This is a genomic window from Nocardiopsis lucentensis DSM 44048 (assembly GCF_000341125.1).
In the GTDB taxonomy this organism is placed as follows: domain Bacteria; phylum Actinomycetota; class Actinomycetes; order Streptosporangiales; family Streptosporangiaceae; genus Nocardiopsis; species Nocardiopsis lucentensis.
Window position 1 is genome coordinate 1 of the sequence record NZ_ANBC01000290.1, and the last position, 7,092, is coordinate 7,092.

Sequence of the window (7,092 nt, forward strand, 5' to 3'; positions counted from 1 at the left end):
CCACCGGCAGGAGGACGCTGGTCGCGGAGTATCCGGCGGCGATGACGGCGGTCAGCGCGCCCAACCCGGCGAGGAACCAGGTGTGCCGCCGGGCCTCGCGCAGCCCGTCGGCGAAGTCGGTGACCGGCGACCACCGCCGCCCCGGGGCCGCCGTGACCGGCCGCACCCGTGCCCCCTTGGGCGGGGCCAGTGCCGCGACCGCCCACGTCGCGGCCGTGACCAGCAGCAGGGCGGTCGTTCCCAGGACCGTCGACAGCAGCGCCGTCAGCGCGGGGGCGACCAGGGTGGTCACCCTGACGGAGATGGTGAGCGCCGCGTTGGCCCGCTGCCGCCGGGGCTCGTCGACCACCTCGGCGGTCAGCGCCTGGAACGCGGGCCGGCACGCGCCCTGACCCGCGCCGACGACCGCCGCCGCGACCGCCGCGAGCGCGATGGCCGAGGTCCCCGAGGTCCCCACGCCGGTGGCGACCACCGGTGTGGCCACCGCGGCGGTGAGCCCCGCCCACAGCACCACCGACCGGCGGGAGAACCGGTCGGCGAGCAGTCCCCCGAGGGGGAGGGCGACGAGGAAACCGGCGGTGCGCGTGGCCAGGGTCAGGCCGAGCCCGAGGGCGGTGAGCGAACCGTCCAGGACGGCCAGGCCGAGGATGAACGGCATCGCCCACGTGGCCAGGCCGGAGGCGGTGTTGCCCGTCCACAACCGGAGGAAGGCCGGGTCCGGCAGCACGCGCGTGCGCGGTGGGGAGGGGCTTGCGATCTGGGTCTCCTGAGGGTGGGCCACGGTCGTTCGACGTCCTTTCCACGTGCGGTCGGTGAGGGAGGGGGCCGTGCGCGGACTCGCCCGGACGGCCGTGCCGGGCACACGGCCGACACCCCGCGCGGTGCCGGTCCCGTGCGGGGTGTCGAGACCGTGGGGGCGCCTTCGTGCCCGGGGCGGCGGTCGTTCCCGAGACCGAATCCCCGCGCGGAGCCGACACCGTCCGTCGGGCCGCCCCCGCGTCCCGAGGCCGACACCGTTCCCGGGGCGGTGTGCCTCCGCGGCGGGTCGATCGACGGCGTCCCGAACGGTGGTTCCCGACACTCTTTGATGACAATGGTTATCGTTTTCATTAAGATAGCGCACGACCTCCGGAACCCGGACGCCCCGCGCCCCCTTCGCGTCCGCGTGCCACATCCGCCCCAGGAAGGACCCCTGTGGACCGCTCCCTCGTGACCGAGCTGCCCCCGCCACTGCCCGCCGAGCGGATCCTCGCCGTCAATCCGCCCAGGAACGACCTGCGCACCACCCGCTCCTACACCTGGAACGGCTGGGACTTCGAGGTGCCGCCCGGGGTCTTCCTGCCCGGCGGAACCAGCCGGATGATCCACCAGCGCCTCCTGGACGACGACATCGACGTGCGCGGCCGCCGCTACGCCGCCATGGGCGTCGGTCTCGGCGTGGAGGCCGTCGCCGCCGGGGCCCGCGGGGCCGGTGAGGTCCACGCGATCGACGTACACGCCCCCAGCGTCGAGGCCACCGCCCGCAACTTCGACCGCGTCCTCGACGGCGGCACCACCACCCGGCTCGTGCCCTGGGTCAGCGACATGTTCGCGGGCCTGCCCGACGACGCCCGCTTCGACGTGGTCACCTTCAACCCACCCGCCGTCAGCCATCCCACCAGCATCGACCCCGACGTCGTGCGCAACGTCTGCGTCGGCGCGTCGATCACCGCGACGTTCTTCACCCAACTGCGCGAGCGCCCCCTCCTGGCCCCGGACGCCGAGGTCTACCTCATCGCCTCCAACACCGCCGACCTGCGCCGCGTCGTCGCCCACGCCGAGGGCTCCGGCTTCTCCGGCGAGGTCCACCACCGCCACGACTGGGGCGACGGCGTCCTGACCTACCTGTTCCGCTTCCGGGAGGACGAGCGCCGGTGACCCTCGACGACCTCTTCCGCGACGCCCTCGGCCAGGTCGGCGACACCGCGGCCACCAGTGTCTTCTGGCTGCACCACGGCACCCGCCTGGCCGGGAGCGGCACCACCTACCTCAACCGGTACGTCGCCGTCCGCGTCGGCGGGGCCTTCGGGGCCTGCGCCTTCGAGGACGGTCAGATCCCGCCGGACCTGTGCCGCGAGGCCTCCGGCGCGCCCCTGGCCGACCTGCTGGCCGAGGGCCCGCTGCCCCTGCGGACCGCCGCCCTCGACGCCCACCTCGGCCACACCCGCCCGCACCGCGACGACCCCCGCGCCGAGCCGGTCACCCTGCCCGCCGGGACGCCCGAACAACGCGCCGCCGCCCGCGACGCCGCCGTCGCCGAGCTCGCCCCCGTCACCGAGGGAGCCAGGATCGCCCTCATCGGCGTCGTCAACCCCCTCGTGGCCGCGATCCGCGAGCGCGGCGGCCAGTGCCTGCCCTGCGACCTCAACCTGCGCACCACCCGGTGGGGCGACCCGATCACGGAGTCGATGGCGGAGGTGGTCGACGCCGCCGACGCCGTCGTGGCCACCGGCATGACCCTCGGCAACGGCACGTTCGACGAACTCCTCGCGCGCTGCCGCAAGCGCGACATCCCGCTGTACGTCTACGCCCAGAGCGCGAGCGCCGTCGCCCGCGCCTTCCTCGGGCACGGGGTCGCCGGGGTCTCCGCCGAACCCTTCCCGTTCTCCCAGTTCAGCGCCGACCCCACCACGCTCTACCGCTACCGGGCCACCGGCACGGCCTGAGGCCGCTCCGGCCCCCGAACAGGGCGGGCGGCGCCCTCGTCCCTCCCGCGCGCCCGCCCACCCGTCAGCCACTCCCAGCGGATGGCCTCCGCCCGCACGACCCCCCACCTCACCAAGGAGAACGACCGTGGACGAGCACGTGTCCGAAGCGATCGGCCGCCCCGACCTCATCGACCTCGGCGGCGGCCTCCTGTGCCTGCGGTTCGAGACCCTCAAGGTGGTCTCGGCCCTGGCCGCGGTCCGCCGCCTCATCGAGACCGGGGCCGTCCGGCCCGGCGACACCGTGATCGACAGCTCCAGCGGTGTCTACGCCCACGCCCTCGCGCTGGCCTGTCACAGGTACGGGTTGCGCTGCCGCATCATCGGCTCCACCACCGTGGACCGCACCCTGCGCGCGCAACTGGAGATCCTGGGCGTCCACCTGGAGCAGATGGAGTCCACCGACGACCTCGGACTCGACCAGAACCGCCGGGTGCGCCGCGTCCGGGAGATCCTCGCCGCGAACCCCGACCACCACTGGATGCGCCAGTACCACGACCCCGTCCACTACCTGGGCTACCGCGAGGTCGCCGAGACGATCCGCCGCGAGGCGGGCGGCGGTGGCCTCACGCTCGTGTGCGGCGTCGGGACCGGTGCCTCCAGCGGGGCGATCGGCACCTACCTCCGCGAGAGTGACCCGGACACCCGCGTCGTGGGCGTGCAGCCGTTCGGCAGCGTCACCTTCGGCGGCGACGGCGTGCCCGACCGGGACATCATCATCGCGGGCATCGGCAGCGCCATCCCCTTCGGCAACGTCGACCACACCCTCTACGACACCGTGCACTGGACCGGATTCGAGGCGGCCCTGGCCGGGACGGTCGACCTGCTCCGGCGGCACGCCGTGTTCGCGGGACTCTCCAGCGGCGCCGCCTACCTGGCCGCGCGGTGGGAGCTCGAGCTCGACCCCGGCCGGACGGTGGTGTTCGTCGCCGCCGACACCGGCCACCGGTACACCGACTCGGTGTTCGCCCGGCACCGGGAGGCCGAGGCGGTCGAGGACCTCAAGCCGCTGGACGTCGCCGACACCTCCGAACTCGAGCTCCCCTGGGCGCGCATGGAGTGGCGTCGGGCCGGGGCGCCGCGCCAGGCCCAGTTCGATCGCACCGCCTGAGCCACCCCCCACCACGAACGGGCCCCGTGCGGATCGTCTCCGCACGGGGCCGTGTCCTCGTGGTCCCGCGCTTGGCCTCGGACCGGACGGCAACCCCCTGAGGTCACCGTTCAGGACCTCAGGAGTCCAGTTCGCGCAGGTACTCGGCGAAGCCCTCCAGGCCGTCGATGTTGCGCGGGCTGGAGATGCCCTCGTTGTAGTCGAGGATGTAGAAGTCGTCGTTCTGGACCGCGGGGAGGTCGGCGGTGGCCTCGTACTCCCGCAGGAACTCGATCTTGTCCTCGGCGGGCTGGTCCCCGTAGTCGAAGATGATGATCACCTCCGGCTGCGCCTCCACGACGGCCTCCCATCCCACCTGGGTCCACCGCTCGTCCAGGTCGCCGAAGACGTTCTCACCCCCCGCGAACTCGATGATGTCGTTCGCGGGAACCTGGCTCGCCGCCGTGAACGGCTGGTCGGTGCCCGAGTCGTAGAGGAACACCGGAACCGGGTCGCCCCCGGGGGCCTGCTCCCGGACGGCCTCGACCCGCTCCCGGTACTCGGTGACGAGCTCCTCGGCCCGCTCCTCGACACCGAAGATCCGGCCCAGCCGCTCCAGGTCGGTGTACAGACCCTCGAACGGGGTGTGGCGCTCGGGGAAGTTCGGGTAGTTGTAGCAGGACTCGGCGTGCATGAAGCTCTGGATGCCCAGCCCGTCGAGGATCTCGGGGGTGATCCCGCGCTCGTCGCTGAAGCCGGACTGCCACCCGGCGAGCACGAAGTCCGCCCCGGCGTCCACCACCAGTTCCCGGTTGAGCAGGTCGTCGCTGAGGAACTCCACCCGCTCGTACTCGGCGGCCCAGGGGGACTCCGAGACCGGCGGGTTGGCGGGCGGCAGGACGTAGCCGTGCACGTGGTCGGTCAGGCCCAGCGCGAACATCTTGTCCGCGCTGCCGCCCTCGTAGACCACCGCGCGCCGCGGCGTCGTGTACTCGACCTCCTCGCCGCAGCGGTTGACCGTGACGGTCGCGGCGGCGGCGTCCTCGGCGCCCTCGACCTGGGCTCCGCAGCCCGCGGTCAGCAGCGCGAGGGCGCCGAGCGCGGCGGCGGCGCGCGGCGGTCGGCCGAATCGGTGGCTCATGTGGTGCCTTCCTCTGGTGTGTCGGGGTTGAGGGTGTAGAGGAGCTGGGGGTCTCCGGTCAGGGGGTGGGGGACGACCGTGGCGGCCACGCCGAAGACCCGCTCGACCAGCTCGGGGACGAGGACCTCCCGGGGGGTTCCGGAGGCGACCAGGCGGCCCTCGGACAGCACGCCGATGCGGTCGCAGACCGCGGCGGCCAGATTGAGGTCGTGCAGGACGAGCAGAACGGTGATCCCGGCGCTCCGCACGAGCGACAGCAGGCCGATCTGGTGTCGCACGTCGAGGTGGTTGGTCGGCTCGTCCAGGACGAGGACCCGCGGTTCCTGCACCAGGCAGCGCGCGACGAGGACGCGTTGGCGCTCGCCGCCGGACAGCGAGAGCACGCCCCGGTCGGCGAGGTGGGCGACGTCCATGCGCTCCATCGCCGCCCGGCACAGCCCCCGCTCGCGCGCGTCCAACGGCCGGTTGCCCCGCACGTGCGGGGTGCGGCCCAGCGCGACGATCTCGGCGACGGTGAAGTCCAGGTCGCTGCCGCCCTCCTGGGTGAGCGCGGCGACCGACCGGGCGCTCTCGCGCAGGCTCAGTCCACTCAGGTCCCGCCCGTCCAGCCACACCGTGCCGCGCGAGGGCCGCAGCGCCCGGTAGACGCAGCGCAACGCGGTCGACTTGCCCGACCCGTTGGGGCCGACCAGCCCCACGACACGGCCCTCGGGCACCTCCAGTGACAGTTCGCGCACCAGTTCCGTGCCGCCGACGGCGACCGACATCCCGTCCATACGCAGTTCCATCAGCGGCCTCCGAACAGGTAGCCCCTGCGGCGCAGCAGGAGGATGAACACGGGGACGCCGACCAGCGCGGTGATGAAGCCCAGGGGCAGCTCGCGCGGGGCGGCGACCACCCGCGCCACCAGGTCGACCCAGACCATGAACACCGCGCCGACCAGCGGCGCGACCGCCAGCACCCGGCGGTGGCCCGCGCCGACGACGATGCGCACGACGTGCGGGACGACCAGGCCGACGAATCCGATCGCGCCGCTCACCGCGACCATCGCGCCGGTCATCAGGGCGGTGATGAGGAACAGGCCCCGGCGCAGGCGGTCGGTGTCCACACCCAGGCTGGCGGCGGTCTCGTCGCCGAGGGTCATGACGTCCAGGCGGCGGCTGGCCGAGACGAGCAGGGCGATCCCGGCGAGCACGATCGCCGTGACCAGCGGCAGGGAGCCCCACGTCGCCGCGCCGAAGCTGCCCATCGTCCAGAACAGGACGGTGCTGGTGGCCTCGTTTCCGGGGACGAAGTAGACGATCACCCCCATGACCGCCTGGAAGCCGAAGGACAGCGCGACGCCCGTGAGGACCAGGCGCAGCGGCGTGATGCCGCCGGCCGACAGCGACGCGAGGTAGACGAGCACCGTGCCGCCCAGCGCGCCCAGGAAGGCGCCCGCCGAGACCGCGTAGACGCCCAGGGAGCCCAGGACACCGAAGACACCCACCGCGACGGCGCCGACCGACGCCCCCGACGAGACGCCCAGGACGAACGGGTCGGCCAGCGGGTTGCGGACCAGCGCCTGGACGGCCGCGCCGACGGCGCCCAGTCCCGCGCCGACGGTCGCGGCGAGCAGAACCCGGGGCGTGCGCAGCTGCCAGGTGATCTGGTACCGCGTGACCTCGTCGGCGCCGATCAGGTCACCGGTGGTGCCCGCCCACAGGTAGCGGAGGGTGTCGGTCGGGGCGATCACCGCCGACCCCAGGCCGATGGCGAGCACGGCGGAGACGGCCAGCAGGACGGACAGCGCGGCGACCGTCCAGGCGGTGCCCGGGAGGCCGCGGGGGGTCCGCGGGGGCGGGGGAGCGCCGACGGGCGGCGGCGGGGCGGTCGGGGGCGAGGATGCGGTCCGCGCCACGGGGCGCACCTTCCTTCTCGGGACGGGGGAACGGGCGGCGGCGGGGGACCGCGCCGGGGTTCGCGGGGGCGTCGTGACGGGCGGGAGAAGGGGGCGAGGGCGGTCCTCTCCCCAGGACAGGGGGCGAAGCCGGATAGATAATGAAAATGATAATCATTCTGTCAAGCCCCAGGTGAGCGGAGTCCCCGGAGTCGGCGGCGGCCGCGCGCGGAAGCCC

General features: G+C 73.8%; 7 protein-coding genes. 3 read left to right on the top strand and 4 right to left on the bottom strand.

The genetic code is table 11. The features are described from left to right. A partial coding sequence (locus D471_RS33735; protein ID WP_017598476.1) for an MFS transporter occupies window positions 1–781 on the bottom strand: 781 nt, incomplete at its 3' end. A 413-nt stretch (window positions 782–1,194) separates the two neighbouring features. Here D471_RS33735 and D471_RS0109925 point away from each other — a divergent pair. The 3 genes from D471_RS0109925 (at window position 1,195) to D471_RS0109935 (ending at window position 3,855) form a co-directional block, all read left to right on the top strand. Next, window positions 1,195–1,917 carry a class I SAM-dependent methyltransferase gene (locus D471_RS0109925; protein ID WP_017598477.1) on the top strand — a complete coding sequence of 241 codons (723 nt, stop codon included), beginning with the start codon at window positions 1,195–1,197 and terminating at the stop codon, window positions 1,915–1,917. Continuing rightward, on the top strand, window positions 1,914–2,705 hold the full coding sequence (locus D471_RS0109930) for a Rossmann-like domain-containing protein (protein ID WP_017598478.1): 792 nt from the start codon (window positions 1,914–1,916) through the stop codon (window positions 2,703–2,705). The genes D471_RS0109925 and D471_RS0109930 overlap by 4 nt, the downstream gene beginning before the upstream one ends. Window positions 2,706–2,832: 127 nt before the next feature. Further along, the gene (locus D471_RS0109935; protein WP_017598479.1) at window positions 2,833–3,855 is read left to right on the top strand and encodes a pyridoxal-phosphate dependent enzyme; all 1,023 of its coding nucleotides are present in this window, start codon (window positions 2,833–2,835) and stop codon (window positions 3,853–3,855) included. Window positions 3,856–3,973: 118 nt separating this feature from the next. Here the strand turns inward: D471_RS0109935 and D471_RS0109940 are convergent, their stop codons facing one another. From D471_RS0109940 to D471_RS0109950, 3 genes are read right to left on the bottom strand one after another with little or no spacing between them, the layout of a single operon-like run. Further along, window positions 3,974–4,975 (bottom strand): ABC transporter substrate-binding protein, encoded by a 1,002-nt coding sequence (locus D471_RS0109940; RefSeq protein WP_017598480.1) that lies wholly within the window; start codon window positions 4,973–4,975, stop codon window positions 3,974–3,976. Then, window positions 4,972–5,763, bottom strand: a complete 792-nt coding sequence (locus tag D471_RS0109945; RefSeq protein ID WP_017598481.1) for an ABC transporter ATP-binding protein — start codon at window positions 5,761–5,763, stop codon at window positions 4,972–4,974. The genes D471_RS0109940 and D471_RS0109945 overlap by 4 nt, the downstream gene beginning before the upstream one ends. Beyond that, window positions 5,763–6,875, bottom strand: coding sequence for a FecCD family ABC transporter permease (locus tag D471_RS0109950; protein ID WP_017598482.1), 1,113 nt, complete (start codon window positions 6,873–6,875; stop codon window positions 5,763–5,765). The genes D471_RS0109945 and D471_RS0109950 overlap by 1 nt, the downstream gene beginning before the upstream one ends. Window positions 6,876–7,092: the final 217 nt, after the last annotated feature.